Below are 16065 nucleotides of genomic sequence, written 5' to 3'. Positions count from 1 at the left end.
CGGTTCTAACGGGTTGCGAGGCGTCCTGAAATGATTCAGTTCGCTACACACAGTGATTCACAGGCTGCTTACAAAATTACGGAAAACGGCACGAATCCGTTTGACTGTGGCAATCGGCGAATCGTTGGCGCGAAGCTTCATCCTACACGCTGAACATAGACAAAAAAACGCCCGGACCTTGTCAGCCCGGGCGCTCTTTGAAACGTCTTCGGAAAGACGACGATTATTCGTCGTCGCCGACGCCGTCGGCTTCCGGATCGAAGAAGTCTTCCGGACGCAGGGCATCTTCGTCGACGCCGTAAATGGCGTCGGCCGAGGTGAGGCTTTCGCCCTGGGACTGGCGTTCAGCTTCTTCCGCCGAGCGGGCGACGTTCAGCTGAACCGAAACTTCGACTTCCGCATGCAGGTGCAGGGAGACCTTGTGCAGGCCGATTTCCTTGATCGGCGTGTTGAGGTCGACCTGGTTGCGGCCGATGGTGAAGCCTTCGGCAGCCAGCGCATCGACGATGTCGCGGGCAGCGACCGAGCCGTAGAGCTGGCCGGTTTCGCCGGCGGCGCGCACGACCACGAAGGACTTGCCGTCGAGAACTTCGGCGACCTTGGCGGCTTCGCCCTTGCGCTCGAGGTTACGGGCTTCGAGTGTGGCGCGCTCGGCTTCGAAACGCTTCTTGTTGGCTTCGTTGGAACGCAGAGCCTTGCCGAGCGGCAGGAGGTAGTTACGGGCAAAGCCGTCGCGGACCTTGACGGTTTCGCCCATCTGGCCGAGCTTCGGTACGCGTTCAAGCAGAATGACTTGCATGGTTAGGTTTCCTTTCGATCAGTCAATCTTGTTGTCGGTGGTTTTGTTATCGGGGCTCGCGCCGCCCTTCAGCGGGGTCAGCGCGATCGTCCGCCTGGTGTCGGAGAGCCCCAGGATGAGGATCGCGATCGCCGGCAGGACAAGTACGGAAGAGAGGTAGCAGAGGACGAGGGCCGGGATGCGCCAGTCCTTGCCGAGGCTGCGGAAGTGCAAGGAGGCGAAACCCGCCATCAGGAAGCCGGCGCCGAACGTGCCGCAGATGGTGGCGCCGATCATCGCCGGCACGCCGCCGAGGAAGGCGAGCACGATGCCGCCAAGGAAGATGAAGATCGCGTGCCGGTTCATCCGGAGTGCCGAGGGCATATCCTCGCGCGGACGCAAGGCGCGGCCGGAGCGCGAGACGATGCGCACGGCGATGTAGAAGGCGGCAAACAGTAGCGTTACCCAGACGCCGCCCTGGACGAGCGGCAGCATCAGCACCAAGAGCGCCTTTGTCTGCGCCATGCCCGCCGGTTCCGGCGTGAAGGCGGGTTCCTGGGCCTGCAGGGCGGCGGTCATCGCATCGACCATCTGGTCGGTAAGTTCCGGGCCGTAGCCGATCGCAACTCCGAGCGCGATGACGGCGATTGTCACGAGGCCGCACAGATGCAGGAGGATATCCGAGATCGGGTACCAGGCCATCAGGTTGTCCGGGCCGCCGAGTTCGGAAGCGGGGCGCGCCAGGTTGGCGAGATGCGACAGCCAGCCCGCCGGGATCAGCGTGAACACCGCCATGGCGACCGCAAACATCGGCGAGACGAGGATGGCGCCGAGAACAGCGGCGGTCACGATGCCGATGACGGCGGCGCGATTGCCCCAGCCGAGACCGGCGATGAAGATCGGAAGCGAGGAGGCGGCGTAAAGCAAGGACGCAAAAGACAGCTGTGCATTCGCACCCAGCACGAGCAGGGTGGCGGCTATGCCGGCAAGAATGCCGGTGGGCAGCACTGTCTGTATCTTGGTCGTCACGGTCTCGCTGTCCTGCTTTTTGAAGCAGTTAGGGGACAAGTCCTGAATCGATCTCTCAGGCGCTTCATCCCCAACATGGGGTTTTAGAGGTTCCGATCCGCGCCCATCGCGAAAGGGATAGACCCGCTGACTCTTAATCAGCGGGTCCGGTATTCGGAAATTACGCTACGACGTAGGGCAGCAGGCCGAGGAAGCGGGCGCGCTTGATCGCCTGGGCGAGTTCGCGCTGCTTCTTCTGGGAAACGGCCGTGATGCGCGAGGGAACGATCTTGCCGCGCTCGGAAATGTAGCGCTGCAGGAGGCGTACGTCCTTGTAGTCAATCTTCGGCGCATTGGCGCCCGAGAACGGGCAGGTCTTGCGGCGGCGATGGAACGGACGGCGTGCCTGGGAGGAAGAGGATGATACGTCAGCCATGATTTTTCTCCTTAGCCTCTATTACGCACGGTCTTCGCGCGGACGGCGCTCGAAGCCGCCTTCACGCGGACCACGGTCCGGACGGTCGCCGAAGCCGCCTTCGCGGCGCGGCGGGCGGTCGCCGAATTCGCGGCGCGGGCCACGGTCGTCGCCATCGCGGCGCGGACGGTCGTCACGGTCGCGCTTCTGCATCATTGCCGACGGACCTTCTTCATGCTTCTCGACGGCGATCGTCATGTAGCGAAGAACGTCTTCGTTGATGCGCATCTGGCGTTCCATCTCGTGCACGGCCGGAGCCGGTGCATCGATGTCCATCAGCGCGTAGTGAGCCTTGCGGTTCTTGTTGATGCGGTAGGTGAGGGACTTGAGGCCCCAGTTTTCAATGCGCCCGACTTTGCCGCCGTTAGCTTCGATGACGCCCTTGTACTGTTCGACGAGGGCATCAACCTGCTGAGCGGACATATCCTGCCGGGCAAGGAATACGTGTTCGTAAAGAGCCATGTAAGCTTTGCCTTTTCTTGCGGTTGTCTACCCGGACCTCGGCGGCTAAGCCTCAACGACTGCTCCTGAACGGGCGAACCCAGGCAAGAAAAGTGTTGTATCGAGACGGTCGAGAGCGGAGACACGGGAGGCTTGGACCCTGTGGTCCCTGCGGCTTGCCTTGCGGCGAACCTGCCCTCCGTTCAGCCACCAGCCAGAAGACCGGGTGTTGCGAACAGCGCGCTTATACGGATTTTTGGCGAGATGGCAAGGGGCTCATCGAATGCATTCAACGAGCGCTGCCTAAGCCCGGCCCGCCTGCGATCGTCCGTGAAGCGCGGATCAACCGATCTTGAGGATGGTCTGCCCTTTGTCGAAGGTGAAGCCATAGGACAGCCCACCGTTCTTCAGCGTCTTTTCGTCGAGCGTCACCGTGATCTTGTCGTCGGAGCCCTTGATGGAGGCTGTCAGCACATTGTCCTTGATCGAAATGCTGACATCCTTCTCGAAATAACCGTCGAAGCGCAGCGAGATCGGCCCATCCGTGGCGACCGTGTCCTGGCCGCCATTCTTGCCGAACGTGTATTCGACGACGCCCTTGCCGGCCGGTTTGCCGGTCTGGTGGATGGTAACGGTGTCATTGCCTGCGCCGCCCGAGGCAAAGATGCGGCGTCCTTCGAGATAGAGCGTATCGTCGCCTTCGCCGCCGTCGATGCCGGTCATCGTCTCGGCCGAGATCCGGATACTGTCGGCACCGTCGCCGCCCGAAATCTCCATCGCCAGCTTTCCTGCAAGCTGGATGTCGTCCTTGCCGCCGCCGCCGCTTATGGCACGCAAAAGGGTGGCCTTTGCCTCGATCTTGTCGGCGCCATCGCCAGCCTCGACGCCGGAGACGGAAGCTGTCTTGATCTTCAACGTATCGTCACCGGCGCCGCTATCGACATTGTAGACGGCGCGGCCGGTCATCGTCAGGCTGTCGTCGCCTTCGCTGCCGGATGCGTGGGTGATATAGCCGAGGCTTTCGCTAACATTCACCTCGGACGTGTCGTCTGCCTTGCCGAGCGCCAGGATTTCGACGATCCGCGCCAGCGCCCGCTGCGCCGGCCCCTGCGTGTCTGGCTCGATGCCGCCCGCGCTGCCCGAAGTGAAACCCTGGGCGCTGCTGGAAGAGGAACTCGCCGAAATGGACGAACCGGAAAACAGCAACGAGGCATAAGCGCCTGCATTGGAGTTCCGATAGAACGAGTTGGTGATGTTGGTGATGGCTCTGTCCTCCGGCATGCAGCACTGAGGCCGCAGGTCCCGTCTTTCACATGCCGCCATCATGCCGGACATTGATTGAGAACAGCTTATAGCAGAGCAGGGTAGCGAGACAGCGGCATCGCTTTGCGCGGTAAGCGTTTGGTAAAGAAAAAGGGATGCTTTGCGGCCGCAGAGCATCCCTCGATCGGGTCATGGGACGCGAGATCAGAGCGGCATAGGATACTGTCGGTGGACTCTGGCGATATCAGCGAACACCTCGTCCGACAATGTCAGGTCGGCGGCGGCCAGGTCGTGCTTCAGCTGGGCCATCGACGTCGCGCCGATGATGGCTGCGGCCATGAAGGGGCGCGACAGGCAGAAGGCGAGCGCCATCTGGGCGAGGTCGAGGCCGTGCTTTTCGGCGACCTCGATATAGGCCTTTACGGCCGGCTCCTGATAGGGTGTCAGGCGGCCGCCGAGATCGGTGTTGATCGTCGCGCGCGAGCCTTCCGGCCTTGCGCCGTTCTGGTACTTGCCGGTGAGGAGACCGGCGGCGAGCGGCGAATAGGCCATCAGCCCGACATCCTCGTGATGGGCGACCTCGGCGAGGTCGAGATCGAAGTGCCGGTAGAGGAGATTGTATTCGTTCTGCAGCGAGGCGATGCGCGGCAGGGCCTTCTTCTCCGACAGGCGGAGATATTTCATCGCGCCCCAGGCGCTTTCGTTGGACAGGCCGACGGCGCGCAGCTTGCCGTCCTTCACCAGCTCGCCGAGCGTTTCGAGGATTTCGGCGATCTCGGCCGCCGCCTTGTCGCGGTCCTGCTGCGAAACGTCGAAGGTCCAGGAATTGCGGAAATGGAATGTGCCCCGGTTCGGCCAGTGGATCTGGTAGAGATCGAGATAATCGGTCTGCAGGCGCTTGAGGCTGGCATCGACCGCCTGGCGGATGGTGGCGGCCTCGATGTCGCGCCCATCGCGGATATGCGGACGGCCGCTGCCGGCGATCTTGGTGGCGAGGACCAGGTCCTTGCGCTTGGCCGCGTTCTTCTTCAGCCACGTGCCGATATATTCCTCGGTGCGGCCATAGGTGGCGGGACTGACCGGCGTGGTCGGATAGAGTTCGGCGGTGTCGAAGAAGTTGACGCCGTTCTCGAACGCGTAGTCCATCTGCTCATGGGCTTCGGCTTGCGAATTCTGGGTGCCCCAGGTCATCGTGCCAAGGCAGATTTCCGACACGGAGAGGTCCGTGCGCCCAAGTTTCTTGTATTTCATGCCGACAGATCCCGTCCTCAAAAAGTCGGCGGCACTCTAAGCGTGATTTGACGAAGCGCAAGGGGACAACAGGCCGGAAAAGGGCCCGAAAACCGCGCCGCCCTTGACTCTCCGGGCCGGAATGTGAATGGAGAGGGCAAAACATAAGGGAAGGAAATCATCCCCATGAGCACCATCGCATTCACGTTCCCCGGCCAGGGCAGCCAGGCTGTCGGCATGGGCAAGGATCTGGCGGAAGCCTTTCCGGAAGCTCGCGCCGTCTTCGATGAAGTTGACGAGGCGCTCGGCCAGAAGCTCTCCGACATCATGTGGAACGGTCCGGAAGAGACGCTGACGCTGACGGCCAATGCGCAGCCGGCGCTGATGGCCGTCTCTGTCGCGGCGATCCGGGTCATGGAAGCGCGCGGCCTCAAGCTCGCCGACAAGGTGGCCTTCGTCGCCGGCCATTCGCTTGGCGAATACTCTGCTCTTTGCGCCGCCGGCACCTTCTCGCTCGCCGATACGGCACGGCTGCTGCGCATCCGTGGCGATGCGATGCAGTCGGCGGTTCCAGTCGGGCAGGGCGCCATGGCGGCGATCATCGGGCTTGAGCACGGTGATGTCGATGCCATCTGCGCTGCCGCGCGCGATGCCGGCGTCTGCCAGATCGCCAACGACAATGGCGGCGGCCAACTGGTCATCTCCGGCTCCAAGGCGGCGGTCGAGAAGGCAGCGGGGCTTGCGACCGAAAAGGGCGCCAAGCGCGCCATCATGCTGCCGGTCTCCGCACCCTTTCACAGCGACCTGATGGCGCCGGCCGCTGACGCCATGCGCCACGCACTCGACAAGGTGGAAAAGAACAACCCGGTCGTGCCGGTCGTCGCAAACGTGCGCGCCGTGCCGGTCTACGATGCCGAGGAGATCGCCACACTGCTGGTCACCCAGGTGACCGGCCAGGTGCGTTGGCGCGAGACGGTGGAATGGTTCGGCGCCAATGGCGTGACGACCCTCTACGAGATCGGCTCGGGAAAAGTGCTGACCGGGCTTGCCCGCCGCATCGACAAGAATATCTCCGGCATTGCCGTCAACACGCCGGCTGATATCGACGCCGCGCTCACAGCCATCCTCGGCTGATAATAGGATCGAAGGGATAGGATCATGTTTGATTTGACCGGCCGCAAGGCATTGGTGACGGGCGCAACCGGCGGGCTCGGCGAAGAGATCGCCCGAATGCTCCACAAGCAGGGTGCCACAGTCGGCCTGCACGGCACGCGCGTCGAGAAGCTCGAGGCGCTCGCTGCCGAACTCGGCGATCGGGTCAAGATCTTCCCGGCCAACCTCTCGGACCGCGCCGAGGTCAAGGCGCTCGGCGAAAAGGCCGAGGCCGAGCTCGAAGGCGTCGACATCCTCGTCAACAATGCCGGCATCACCAAGGACGGCCTGTTCGTGCGGATGAGCGATGAGGACTGGGATGCTGTGCTCGAAGTCAACCTGACGGCAGTCTTCCGCCTGACCCGCGAACTCACCCACCCGATGATGCGCCGCCGTTACGGCCGCATCATCAACATCACCTCCGTGGTCGGCGTCACCGGCAATCCGGGCCAGACCAACTACTGCGCCTCCAAGGCCGGCATGATCGGTTTTTCCAAATCGCTGGCGCAGGAAATCGCCACCCGCAACGTGACGGTCAACTGCGTCGCGCCGGGCTTCATCGACAGTGCGATGACCGGCAAGCTCAATGACAAGCAGAAAGAGGCGATCCTCGGTGCCATCCCGATGAAGCGCATGGGTGCCGGGTCGGACATCGCGTCTGCGGTTCTTTATCTCGCCTCCAGCGAGGCTGGCTACGTCACCGGCCAGACCCTGCATGTCAACGGCGGCATGGCGATGATCTGATTGAGTGCCGCCGTCAGGAAAACACCTTACAATCGGTTGTTGGCGGCTGTGCAATGGAACAAATTCTGGCTTTGCTGAACACGGAAACCATGTTAAGCGGGCCATGACTGTGAATGGTCACCCTGAAATGCAGGCCGTCATATTGCGTGAGTGCAATAGGATCGGAACCTGAAAAGGGGAGAACGGGTTTGCCCGCATCGGCGCTGAACAAGCGGCGGTCGCAGGTTTTTAACAGGGTGCGGATGCCAATCGGGCATTCGATAAAGACAAAGGTCGAGGAAACCGACATGAGCGATATCGCAGAACGCGTTAAGAAAATTGTTATTGACCACCTCGGCGTCGATGCCGACAAAGTCGTCGAAGGCGCAAGCTTCATCGACGATCTCGGTGCGGACTCGCTCGACACCGTCGAACTGGTCATGGCTTTCGAGGAAGAATTCGGCGTTGAAATCCCTGACGACGCTGCAGATTCCATCCTGACCGTCGGCGACGCTGTGAAGTTCATCGAGAAGGCCCAGGCCTGATCAACCCGACATAGTGGGGATGACGCCGCAAGGCAGGTCCCGAAAACGGCCCGCTTGTTCGGGCCGTTTCAGCAATTGGGGCTTGGCCCTGCAAATCGACAAAAAACTATAGGGTAGGGCACTGGCGATGAGACGGGTCGTTATCACCGGTACCGGCATGGTATCTCCTCTCGGATGCGGAACGGAAGTCAGCTGGTCGCGCTTGCTGGCCGGCGAAAATTCCGCCCGCGTCGTCACTGAATTCGAGGTCGAAGACCTTCCCGCAAAGATCGCCTGCCGCATCCCTGTCGGCGACGGTTCCGATGGCACGTTCAACGTCGACCAGTGGATGGAGCCGAAGGAACAGCGCAAGGTCGATCCCTTCATCATCTACGGCATGGCCGCCGCCGACATGGCGCTCGAAGATGCCGGCTGGCATCCGAAGACCGACGAGGACCAGATCGCCACCGGCGTGCTGATCGGCTCGGGCATCGGTGGCCTCGAAGGCATTGTCGAGGCGGGCTACACGCTGCGCGACAAGGGCCCGCGCCGTATTTCGCCCTTCTTCATTCCCGGCCGGCTGATCAATCTCGTCTCCGGCCAGGTGTCGATCCGCCACAAGCTCCGTGGCCCCAACCACGCGGTCGTCACGGCCTGTTCCACCGGTGCCCACGCAATTGGCGACGCGGCCCGGATGATCGCCTTCGGCGATGCCGAGGTGATGGTCGCAGGCGGTGCGGAATCGCCGATCTGCCGCATTGCGCTCGCCGGTTTCGCCGCCTGCAAGGCGCTGTCCACGCAGCACAACGACGATCCGCAGAAGGCCTCGCGCCCCTATGACCGCGACCGCGACGGTTTCGTCATGGGCGAGGGCGCCGGCATCGTGGTTCTGGAAGAATTGGAGCATGCCAAGGCGCGCGGCGCCAAGATCTACGCGGAGGTGGTCGGCTACGGCATGTCCGGCGACGCCTACCACATCACCGCGCCTTCGGAAGACGGTGACGGTGCGTTCCGCTGCATGACCGCGGCGCTGAAGCGCGCGGGTATCTCGGCTTCAGACATCGACTACATCAACGCCCACGGCACCTCGACCATGGCCGACACGATCGAGCTCGGCGCGGTCGAGCGCCTGGTTGGCAATGCCGCTTCGAAGATCTCCATGTCGTCGACCAAGTCGGCGATCGGCCATCTTCTCGGCGCGGCCGGTGCGGTCGAGGCGATCTTCTCGGCGCTCGCCATCCGCGACAATATCGCGCCGCCGACGCTCAACCTCGACAATCCCGATGTCGAGACGGCGATCGACCTCGTGCCGCACAAGGCGCGCAAGCGCGAGATCAACGTCGCGTTGTCGAACTCCTTCGGCTTCGGCGGCACCAACGCATCTCTCGTGCTGCGCCGCTACGAGGCCTGATCTTTCGAGGCCCCATTTCCGGGGCGCCGATTGTTTCGGGTACTGAAACACATGCCGGCTGGACTCGCGAGCCGGCTCGTATCATCTTCTGGACCTGTTTTTCGCCGCATTGGTTGGCCAAACAGCGGGTTTCAAGTCTTTGAGTCTGTAGGGGGCGTTAACCCCGGGGGGCGCGGTTGAACGATACGAATCATGTCAGTGAATTGCCGCCCGGCAATGGCAGAGGGCCGATTATTCCGAAATCGCCGAACGAGGCCCTGAAGCCCGAACGCGTCCCGGAACCGCCCCGTCGTTCCAAGAAGGCGCGCAGCCAGGTCGTCATCTTCCTGAATTTCGTGATGACCATGGTCGTGGTTCTCTGCGTGATCGGGGTGGCCGGCTTCTACTACATGATCTCGGCCTTCCAGCAGCCAGGCCCGCTCGAAGCCAATACCCATTTCATGGTCCGCCCTGGCAACGGGCTTTCGGAAATCGCCACCAATCTTGAGCGTAACGGTATTATCGCCGATGCACGCATCTTCCGCTACGTGACGGCGACCTACCTGCGCAAGGGCGACACGCTGAAGGCCGGCGAATATGAAATCAAGGCGCGCGCCTCCATGAAGGACATCATGGGCATCCTGGAATCGGGCAAGTCGATCCTCTATTCGGTCGTCATGCCGGAAGGCCTGACGGTGCGCCAGATGATGCTGCGGCTTGCCGAGGATACGGTGCTCGAAGGCGACCTGCCGTCCGAACTGCCGTCCGAGGGAAGCTTGAGGCCCGATACCTACAAGTTCTCGCGCGGCAGCAAGCGCGCCGACATCATTCAGCAGATGCGGGTTGCGCAGCAGAAGATGGTGGACCAGATCTGGGAGCGCCGCGACCCGGACCTGCCGATCAAGACCAAGGAAGAATTCGTCGTGCTCGCCTCGATCGTCGAGAAGGAGACCGGCAAGGAAGACGAGCGCGCCCATGTGGCCTCCGTCTTCATCAACCGGCTGCAACGCGGCATGCGCCTGCAATCGGACCCGACGATCGTCTACGGCATCTTCGGCGGCGAGGGAAAACCCTCCGACCGGCCGATCTTCAAGTCGGACCTTGCCAAGCCGACACCCTATAACACCTACCAGATCAAGGGCCTGCCGCCGACGCCGATCGCCAATCCCGGCCGTGCGGCGCTCGAAGCCGTTGCCAATCCCTGGCGGACCAAGGATCTCTATTTCGTGGCCGACGGCACCGGCGGGCATGTGTTCGCCGCGACACTCGAGGAACACAATGCCAATGTCCGCCGTTGGCGTAGAATGGAATCCGAGCGCGCCGCCAACCCGGAAGTGGTGGACGGCCAGCCGGATGGCGACGAAGCGGAAAAGCCGCCGAAGAGCAACTGACCGCTTCCTTGAAGCATGATCTGGAGACACCGATGACATTGCAGTCCATGACCGGTTTTGCCCGCAGCGAAGGCACGAGCGGGCGCAACCGTTATGCATGGGAACTGCGCTCGGTGAACGGAAAAGGCCTCGATATGAGGCTGCGTCTGCCGCCGGGTCTCGAACGGCTGGAGCCGGACGTCCGCCGGCTGATCTCGGAAAAGTTTTCGCGCGGCAACCTGCAGGCGACCCTTACCCTCACCGTTGCCGAGACCAAGGTGGAAGCGGTGCTGAACCGCGATGCGCTGGCAGCCGTGCTGGCGCTGCGTGCAGAACTCGGAGATCTCGTCGATCCTTCGCCGCTGAGGCTTGATACGCTGATGGGCATTCGCGGCCTGGTCGACATCCGCGAGGCGGAAGAGGACGAGGAGACGGTCGCCGCCCGTGACGCCGCGATCCTCGCCAGCCTCGACGAGGCGATCGGCCATCTGCAGCGGATGCGCGAAGGCGAGGGGACGGCGCTGGCCGTCGTGCTCAGGAGCCAAGTCGCCCGCATCGGCGAACTTACCGGGATCGTCGAGGCCGATCCTTCCCGCACGCCGGAGGAGATCGCCCGCAAGCTCTCCTTCCAGCTCGCCGCCCTTCTCCAGGAGGCGCCGACGCTCGACCGCGACCGGCTGCATGCGGAAGCGGCCCTGCTCGCCACCAAGGCCGACCTGCGTGAAGAGATCGACCGGCTGAAGGCGCATGTTGCAGCCGCGGGCGAGCTTATAGCCAAGGGCGGTCCGGTTGGCCGCCGGCTCGATTTCCTTGCACAGGAATTTAACCGGGAATCGAATACTATCTGTTCGAAGTCCAATTCGGCTGCCGTCACGTCCGCCGGCATCGAGTTGAAAGTCGTCATCGACCAGTTCCGTGAACAGGTCCAGAATCTGGAGTAAGACATGAGCCCGGCCCCATCGTCTCAGGGCAAGCCGTCCCCGGCCGTGAAGATCGCCCGGCGCGGATTGATGCTGGTTCTCTCCTCGCCGTCGGGCGCCGGCAAGTCGACGATCGCCCGCAATCTTCTGGATGCGGATCGCAGCCTCGAAATCTCGATCAGCGTCACTACGCGGGCGAAGCGCCCGAGCGAGATCGCGGATAAGCATTATCATTTCATCACCGTGCCGCAGTTCGAGAAGATGCGCGATGCCGGCGACCTGCTGGAATGGGCCGAGGTGCACGGCAATTTCTACGGCACGCCGCGCGAGCCGGTGGAACAGGCGATGAGCGAAGGCCGCGACATGCTGTTCGACATCGACTGGCAGGGCGCCCGCCAGCTGCAGGAAAAGATGGCGGCCGACGTCGTCTCTATCTTCGTTCTGCCGCCGACGATGACCGAGTTGCAGTCGCGCCTGCACCGCCGCGCCGAGGACTCCGAAGAGGTGATCCGCACGCGGCTCCTGAACTCGCGCGCCGAGATCGAGCACTGGCGGGAATACGACTACGTCATCGTCAACGACGACCTCGACGAGGCTTTCGGCCACGTGAGCTGCATCGTCAACGCCGAACGCATCCGCCGCGACCGCCGCCATGGGTTGTTCGATTTTGTGAGCGAATTGCTGACGGAGGAGCCGAAGCTGTAGGGGGTAGGGGCTCGTGATGGGCTTGCCCGCTGCCGGGAATTTAGCGGTTCAATGTCAGAATTTGCGGTTTTGCGCCTGAATGCGAACTATGAAGGGCACGCTCCGCGCCAGTTGTAGCCACGATGTGACCAAACGCCGACTATCACGTCGCGTTCGGAGAGATCAGGTTTCATTCCTTCGAGCGAAAATTCGTTCGACAATTGCTGCATGTCGCTCGTCATTCAATGCACTTAGCATATGGCCAGTGATAAGTTCGTCTTGAAAGGACTGTTCGAACGGCATGGTCAGAATCATCTGTTTGGGGCTTTCGCCCAGGGCTACACCCTTAAAACGCCAATGGACGGTATCATCGATCTCATCTTCAATGCGGATGATCAGGCCATCCATGTAGAACCTAAAAGTGCCGATTTCCCGTTCGGTACCATCCGCATCGGGAAACCGATTAAACTGCTTTATGGGAGTTTGGTTGTGCCAGCCTCCACGGGTCCTCAACTGAACTAAGTGGATAGGAAAGTGCTCGAATGGAGTCGCGCTATCAGACAGCAGCATATCGGTCAAAAGTTGCAGACGCCCGAGTGGAAGCTTCACGGTTGTAAAACCAGGCAATTCTGTCATCGCCGCTCGCCACAACAAGCTGAGGCAAAATAGGCGCATCCGTTCGGGATTTGAGAACGCTACCTGTCTCATGCCCCATTGATCATCTATCCGATCGCTTTCCATCGGGCAAAGAACCTCGGAGTCGGCCCAAGAGCTCCAAATAAGTTTTTCGCGACGCAATTCAGAAATTGCGAATGCGTCGAGTCGCTCGAAGATATCTTCTCCCTTTCTCGTGACTATTGTCTTGTCAAACCAACTATCAAAGCGTGCAGTTGGTAGCCGCCCCTCGCCTCCTTCGACCCGTACCTCACTCCGCTCTGGTGGTGAAGTAAGAGCTTTCGGGAGGAGGTGGCATTTAACAAAAGTACCTTTAGTACCAGTGAGTTTGCAAACACCGAACGTCATTTTCAAACCAAGAATAGACTTGCTAACACGAGGACCGAATCGCAACAGCCCGCTGGCGAAACCTATCGTCCTTTAAGTCGAGCTTCAACTTTTGCTCAAGCTCCTGAGTAAGGCCACACGTGGCAAGGGAACGGGCGATGGCGCTGGGGCCAGAGCGGTCACCGCAGCCTCTCAAAGGCAGTTCGCCAATCTCACAAATTCTTCCACCGACAGCGTTTCCGCCCGCCTCGCCGGGTCAATGCCCGCTTTCACCAATAGCGCCTCGCCGCCGAGCGATTTGACGCTCTGGCGCAGCATCTTGCGGCGCTGGCCGAAGGCGGCGTGGGTGACGCGTTCGAGTTTGCCGACGTCGCAGGGCAGGGGATTGGCACGCGGCGTCAGGTGAACGACCGTCGAGGTCACTTTCGGCGGCGGCGAGAATGCCTGCGGCGGCACGTCGAAGACCATGTGGGCATCGGTGCGCCAGCCGGCGAGCACGCCGAGGCGGCCGTAATGGTCGTCCTCCTCGTCGGCGACGATCCTTTGTCCGACTTCCTTCTGGAACATCAGCGTCAGGCTTTCCCAGAATGGCGGCCATCGATCGGGCGAAGGCAGCAGCCAGTTGATGAGCAGCTGGGTGCCGACATTGTAGGGCAGGTTGGCGATGATCTTGACCGGGCCTTCAGGGGCGAGCGCCGCAAAGTCGGTCTTCAGCGCGTCGCCTTCGATCACTTCCAGGCGGTCGGGATAGTGGTCGCCGATTTCGGCGAGTGCCGGCAGGCAGCGGCTGTCCCGTTCGACGGCGATCACCTTTTTGGCGCCGAGCGACAGAATGGCACGGGTCAGGCCGCCGGGGCCGGGGCCGACCTCGAAAACCGTTGCATCACCAAGCGGCCCTGCACTGCGGGCGATCTTCTGGGTGAGGTTGAGGTCGAGGAGGAAATTCTGGCCGAGCGCCTTTTTGGCGTCGAGCCCGTGACGCTGGATCACGTCCCGCAGCGGCGGCAAGCCATCCAGAGTGGCCATCAGGCGGCTTTCGACTTGGATGCGAGATTGCCGGCGAGCTTGATCGCCTCGACGAGGCTGGTTTCGCGGGCCACACCCTGGCCTGCGATACCGAATGCAGTGCCATGGTCCGGCGAGGTGCGGATGAAGGGCAGGCCGAGCGTAACGTTGACGGAGGTGTCGAAGCCGAGCGCCTTGGCGGGTATCAGCGCCTGGTCGTGATACATGCAGACCGCCACGTCGTAACGGGCGCGCGCCTCGTCGTGGAACATCGTGTCGGCCGGCAGCGGCCCGAACACATGCAGGCCCTCGGCCCGCAGCTTGAAGATCGCCGGATGGATGACGTCCTGGTCCTCGCGGCCGATCGCCCCGTCCTCGCCCGCATGCGGGTTGAGGCCGGCAACCGCAAGCCGCGGCCTGTCGATGCCGAAGCGGGTCTTGAGATCGTGATGGGCGATGCGGCAGGTCTCGGCGATCAGCTCCTCAGTGAGGGCTGCCGGAACGTCCTTGATCGGGATATGGATGGTGACCGGGATGGCCCGGAGTTTCGGCCCCGCCAGCATCATCACCGGCAGGACTTTTTTTCCAGTGGCGCGCTCGGCAAGGTTTGCCAGGAATTCCGTGTGGCCGGGAAAACCGAAGCCGGCCTGGTAGAGAATGGATTTGGCGATCGGATTGGTGACCGTGCCAGCGGCCTTGCCTGCAAGCGAGAGCGAAACGGCGGTCTCGATCGCCTGGATCGTCCCCTTGGCGGTCGCCACATGCGGCTCGCCGGCGGCGATTTCCGCACCGGCGGCAATCGGCAGCACCGGCAGGGCGTCCGCGAAGATCGACATCGCGCTTTCGCCATCCGCCTCCCGGATTGGCACGTCGAGGCCAAGCATCACGGCCCGTGCCTTGAGCACGGCCGGATCGCCGAGGAAGAGGAAGGGCGGCAGGTCATATGCCTGGCGCGAGGCCCAGGCGACAAGCGTGATATCGGGGCCGATGCCGGCAGGATCGCCCTGGGTCAACGCAAGCGGACGGTCGAGAGGCATTACGGCTCCGAAAATGACTTAAGTGTCGCGATCAGCGATATTCTTAGCGATACTCGATCTGGGCCTTGCTGCGCAGGTCGTCGAGATATTTCTTGTCGTTGGGGTCTGGAGCGCCCTTTTTCTCCTTGCCGAGATCCTCGGCTCGGAAGACGACTTCGGCTGCGAGATCGTCCGACACCTGGCGCTGTTTGCAGATGGCCAGGAACTCGACGCCGCGCTCGGTGACACGGGTGCCCGTCGTGCCGCCCTCGGTCGTCTTCTCGATCAGCGGCTTCCAATCGGCCGGCAGTTCGGGCGCAAGGACCCGGCCGAGGTCGCGGATCGACACGTCCAGCATGGTCGCGGCGAAATCCTTCGATTGCTCGCAGCCCGGGAATTTGGAGCGCGCGGCGTTCGCTTCCTTCTGGCGCTTGGCGAGAATGGCGTTGCGCTTGGCAGGCGGCACGACGAAGATCACCTGCTGCAGGAAATATTCGGTCGTGACCGGCTTTTCCTTGTTCTCCATCATGCGCGTGACGAGTTCCTGGCTCGACATGCGACCGCGCGAACCGCCGTAGCGGGCGTTGACCAGTCGCGGCCAGCTCATCTGTACGGCGATGTAATTCTTGAAATGCTCGACGCCGACGCCGGCTTTGTCGAGGATCTGGCTCATCTGTGCCACGCTCAGCTTGTTGCCGGCGGAAAACCGCTCGAAGGCCTTGTCGACGTCCTCGGTGCTGACCGACATCTTCACGCGGGAAATTTCCTGGCGCTTCAGGGCTTCTTCCACCAGCGCCTCACGCGCCGTCTTGGCATCGGCCTTCTGGCGCTGAAGGCGCAGGAAGGCGACGCGCCTGCTGACGTCGGTGCTGGTGATCGCCGTCCTGTTGACGACGGCTGCGACTTCGCTTGCGGCCTGAGCCTGCTGCACGGCGGGCTGCATGACGACCGAGGCGGCCAAAGCGGCCGCGGCCAGCACCAGCTTGCGCGTTGCGGTCATTGCGAACATGATACCAATCCCTTTTCCCGCCCCGGTGGGCACTTGAGCCCGACCGGCCTCGCATTCCATACTCTATTCGCGACC

18 protein-coding genes are annotated in these 16065 nt (G+C 62.2%); 7 read left to right on the top strand and 11 right to left on the bottom strand.

Annotated features, from left to right (window positions below):
* Positions 1-223: 223 nt before the first annotated feature.
* The 6 genes from rplI to ABCW43_RS04775 form a co-directional block, all read right to left on the bottom strand.
* Positions 224-799 carry a 50S ribosomal protein L9 gene (gene rplI / locus ABCW43_RS04800; RefSeq protein WP_345922333.1) on the bottom strand — a complete coding sequence of 192 codons (576 nt, stop codon included), beginning with the start codon at positions 797-799 and terminating at the stop codon, positions 224-226.
* Between the two features lie 18 nt (positions 800-817).
* Positions 818-1807: a DUF2232 domain-containing protein gene (locus ABCW43_RS04795; RefSeq protein WP_345922332.1), complete on the bottom strand. Its 990-nt coding sequence runs from the start codon at positions 1805-1807 to the stop codon at positions 818-820.
* Positions 1808-1967: 160 nt separating this feature from the next.
* Positions 1968-2222 (bottom strand): 30S ribosomal protein S18, encoded by a 255-nt coding sequence (gene rpsR / locus ABCW43_RS04790; RefSeq protein ID WP_007771634.1) that lies wholly within the window; start codon positions 2220-2222, stop codon positions 1968-1970.
* A 21-nt stretch (positions 2223-2243) separates the two neighbouring features.
* The gene (gene rpsF, locus ABCW43_RS04785; protein WP_038541657.1) at positions 2244-2723 is read right to left on the bottom strand and encodes a 30S ribosomal protein S6; all 480 of its coding nucleotides are present in this window, start codon (positions 2721-2723) and stop codon (positions 2244-2246) included.
* Positions 2724-3044: 321 nt separating this feature from the next.
* On the bottom strand, positions 3045-3983 hold the full coding sequence (locus tag ABCW43_RS04780; RefSeq protein ID WP_345922331.1) for an RTX toxin: 939 nt from the start codon (positions 3981-3983) through the stop codon (positions 3045-3047).
* A gap of 186 nt (positions 3984-4169) precedes the next feature.
* A complete protein-coding gene (locus tag ABCW43_RS04775; RefSeq protein ID WP_345922330.1) occupies positions 4170-5216 on the bottom strand; it encodes an aldo/keto reductase in 1047 nt (348 codons plus the stop codon).
* Positions 5217-5381: 165 nt separating this feature from the next.
* Here ABCW43_RS04775 and fabD point away from each other — a divergent pair, with 165 nt between their 5' ends.
* Positions 5382-6329 (top strand): ACP S-malonyltransferase, encoded by a 948-nt coding sequence (gene fabD / locus ABCW43_RS04770; protein WP_345922329.1) that lies wholly within the window; start codon positions 5382-5384, stop codon positions 6327-6329.
* Positions 6330-6353: 24 nt separating this feature from the next.
* Entirely contained in the window at positions 6354-7091 is a 738-nt protein-coding gene (fabG, locus tag ABCW43_RS04765) for a 3-oxoacyl-[acyl-carrier-protein] reductase (protein ID WP_113129993.1), read from the top strand.
* Between the two features lie 13 nt (positions 7092-7104).
* On the opposite strand, the gene ABCW43_RS04760 is transcribed toward fabG, so the two are convergent.
* The gene (locus ABCW43_RS04760) at positions 7105-7380 is read right to left on the bottom strand and encodes a hypothetical protein (protein WP_251089992.1); all 276 of its coding nucleotides are present in this window, start codon (positions 7378-7380) and stop codon (positions 7105-7107) included.
* Here ABCW43_RS04760 and ABCW43_RS04755 point away from each other — a divergent pair.
* The 5 genes from ABCW43_RS04755 to gmk all read left to right on the top strand — a co-directional run bounded on the left by ABCW43_RS04755 (position 7379) and on the right by gmk (position 11979).
* Positions 7379-7615 carry an acyl carrier protein gene (locus tag ABCW43_RS04755; protein ID WP_003502080.1) on the top strand — a complete coding sequence of 79 codons (237 nt, stop codon included), beginning with the start codon at positions 7379-7381 and terminating at the stop codon, positions 7613-7615. The two genes, ABCW43_RS04760 and ABCW43_RS04755, sit on opposite strands and share 2 nt — an antisense overlap.
* A 127-nt stretch (positions 7616-7742) precedes the next feature.
* A complete protein-coding gene (gene fabF / locus ABCW43_RS04750) occupies positions 7743-9005 on the top strand; it encodes a beta-ketoacyl-ACP synthase II (protein ID WP_345922328.1) in 1263 nt (420 codons plus the stop codon).
* A gap of 176 nt (positions 9006-9181) precedes the next feature.
* Positions 9182-10375 carry an endolytic transglycosylase MltG gene (gene mltG, locus ABCW43_RS04745; RefSeq protein WP_345922327.1) on the top strand — a complete coding sequence of 398 codons (1194 nt, stop codon included), beginning with the start codon at positions 9182-9184 and terminating at the stop codon, positions 10373-10375.
* 32 nt (positions 10376-10407) lie between these two features.
* A complete protein-coding gene (locus ABCW43_RS04740) occupies positions 10408-11295 on the top strand; it encodes a YicC/YloC family endoribonuclease (protein WP_345922326.1) in 888 nt (295 codons plus the stop codon).
* Between the two features lie 3 nt (positions 11296-11298).
* Entirely contained in the window at positions 11299-11979 is a 681-nt protein-coding gene (gmk, locus tag ABCW43_RS04735; protein WP_345922325.1) for a guanylate kinase, read from the top strand.
* A 162-nt stretch (positions 11980-12141) separates the two neighbouring features.
* Here gmk and ABCW43_RS04730 read toward each other — a convergent pair whose 3' ends face one another.
* From ABCW43_RS04730 to ABCW43_RS04715, 4 genes are all read right to left on the bottom strand, one after another.
* A complete protein-coding gene (locus tag ABCW43_RS04730; protein ID WP_345922324.1) occupies positions 12142-12981 on the bottom strand; it encodes a hypothetical protein in 840 nt (279 codons plus the stop codon).
* A 171-nt stretch (positions 12982-13152) separates the two neighbouring features.
* On the bottom strand, positions 13153-13986 hold the full coding sequence (rsmA, locus tag ABCW43_RS04725; RefSeq protein ID WP_345922323.1) for a 16S rRNA (adenine(1518)-N(6)/adenine(1519)-N(6))-dimethyltransferase RsmA: 834 nt from the start codon (positions 13984-13986) through the stop codon (positions 13153-13155).
* Entirely contained in the window at positions 13986-15002 is a 1017-nt protein-coding gene (gene pdxA / locus ABCW43_RS04720) for a 4-hydroxythreonine-4-phosphate dehydrogenase PdxA (protein WP_345922322.1), read from the bottom strand. The genes rsmA and pdxA overlap by 1 nt, the downstream gene beginning before the upstream one ends.
* 43 nt (positions 15003-15045) lie before the next feature.
* Complete coding sequence (locus ABCW43_RS04715; protein WP_345923340.1) at positions 15046-15924, bottom strand: SurA N-terminal domain-containing protein; 879 nt, start codon at positions 15922-15924, stop codon at positions 15046-15048.
* Between the last annotated feature and the right edge of the window lie 141 nt (positions 15925-16065).

This window comes from Neorhizobium tunisiense, from assembly GCF_039631515.1.
Taxonomy (GTDB): domain Bacteria; phylum Pseudomonadota; class Alphaproteobacteria; order Rhizobiales; family Rhizobiaceae; genus Neorhizobium.
This window is presented reverse-complemented; position numbering and strand designations above follow the sequence as displayed.

Bases quoted from the DNA above. Each gene is read 5' to 3' on its own strand.
- rplI (WP_345922333.1), bottom strand. From the start codon at position 799: ATGCAAGTCATTCTGCTTGAACGCGTACCGAAGCTCGGCCAGATGGGC.
- rpsR (WP_007771634.1), bottom strand. From the start codon at position 2,222: ATGGCTGACGTATCATCCTCTTCCTCCCAGGCACGCCGTCCGTTCCAT.
- rpsF (WP_038541657.1), bottom strand. From the start codon at position 2,723: ATGGCTCTTTACGAACACGTATTCCTTGCCCGGCAGGATATGTCCGCT.
- ABCW43_RS04780 (WP_345922331.1), bottom strand. From the start codon at position 3,983: ATGCCGGAGGACAGAGCCATCACCAACATCACCAACTCGTTCTATCGG.
- ABCW43_RS04775 (WP_345922330.1), bottom strand. From the start codon at position 5,216: ATGAAATACAAGAAACTTGGGCGCACGGACCTCTCCGTGTCGGAAATC.
- fabD (WP_345922329.1), top strand. From the start codon at position 5,382: ATGAGCACCATCGCATTCACGTTCCCCGGCCAGGGCAGCCAGGCTGTC.
- fabG (WP_113129993.1), top strand. From the start codon at position 6,354: ATGTTTGATTTGACCGGCCGCAAGGCATTGGTGACGGGCGCAACCGGC.
- ABCW43_RS04755 (WP_003502080.1), top strand. From the start codon at position 7,379: ATGAGCGATATCGCAGAACGCGTTAAGAAAATTGTTATTGACCACCTC.
- ABCW43_RS04760 (WP_251089992.1), bottom strand. From the start codon at position 7,380: ATGTCGGTTTCCTCGACCTTTGTCTTTATCGAATGCCCGATTGGCATC.
- fabF (WP_345922328.1), top strand. From the start codon at position 7,743: ATGAGACGGGTCGTTATCACCGGTACCGGCATGGTATCTCCTCTCGGA.
- ABCW43_RS04740 (WP_345922326.1), top strand. From the start codon at position 10,408: ATGACATTGCAGTCCATGACCGGTTTTGCCCGCAGCGAAGGCACGAGC.
- gmk (WP_345922325.1), top strand. From the start codon at position 11,299: ATGAGCCCGGCCCCATCGTCTCAGGGCAAGCCGTCCCCGGCCGTGAAG.
- ABCW43_RS04730 (WP_345922324.1), bottom strand. From the start codon at position 12,981: ATGACGTTCGGTGTTTGCAAACTCACTGGTACTAAAGGTACTTTTGTT.
- rsmA (WP_345922323.1), bottom strand. From the start codon at position 13,986: ATGGCCACTCTGGATGGCTTGCCGCCGCTGCGGGACGTGATCCAGCGT.
- pdxA (WP_345922322.1), bottom strand. From the start codon at position 15,002: ATGCCTCTCGACCGTCCGCTTGCGTTGACCCAGGGCGATCCTGCCGGC.
- ABCW43_RS04715 (WP_345923340.1), bottom strand. From the start codon at position 15,924: ATGCAGCCCGCCGTGCAGCAGGCTCAGGCCGCAAGCGAAGTCGCAGCC.